General features: G+C 43.1%; 1 protein-coding gene. It reads left to right on the forward strand.

Annotated features, from left to right (window positions below):
* Positions 1-21: 21 nt before the first annotated feature.
* Positions 22-540 (forward strand): class I SAM-dependent methyltransferase (locus ACFIL8_RS12620; protein ID WP_375690126.1); only part of this gene is annotated, 519 nt, incomplete at its 3' end.

Genomic DNA, 540 nt, shown 5'->3' on the forward strand with positions numbered 1-540 from the left:
ATGCAGCTGATAAGACCTGGCATGGGAACAGAAAATAGTGCACAGCTCATTTATGCGCTTATTCAAATGGCAAGACCACGCACAGTCATTGAAATCGGTGCTGGTGATAGTACGCGCTTTATCGCAAGAGCACTCCAAAAAGCAAAACAAGCATGGCAACAGGATAAAAAGCTTCTAGAATCCGCCATTTGGGAAGAACGAACAGCTTTGCTTGACCCTTCAGGAATTCCTGAGAATTATGAACCTCGGCTTATCACCATTGATGATTTTACAGTAGAAGGTCAATCAGCAGAAGAAGCATGGCAAAAACTGCTTCAAGACGGTATTGAAAAAGACATGGTAACATTTATCCATGAGAATTTCTTCTCTCTCGATGATGAAACGCTCAAATCTTGGGGACCAATAGATTTTGCTTGGCTTGATGCTGGTACTCCCGCAGATGATGTGCGATTTGTTACCACAGTTTGGGAACACATCACCGCGGGTGGTTATCTTTGTCTACATGAACCAACCATAACAACAACAATTGCTCTCAATGGC

The organism is Bartonella sp. AP57NXGY (assembly GCF_042195805.1).
Taxonomy (GTDB): domain Bacteria; phylum Pseudomonadota; class Alphaproteobacteria; order Rhizobiales; family Rhizobiaceae; genus Bartonella.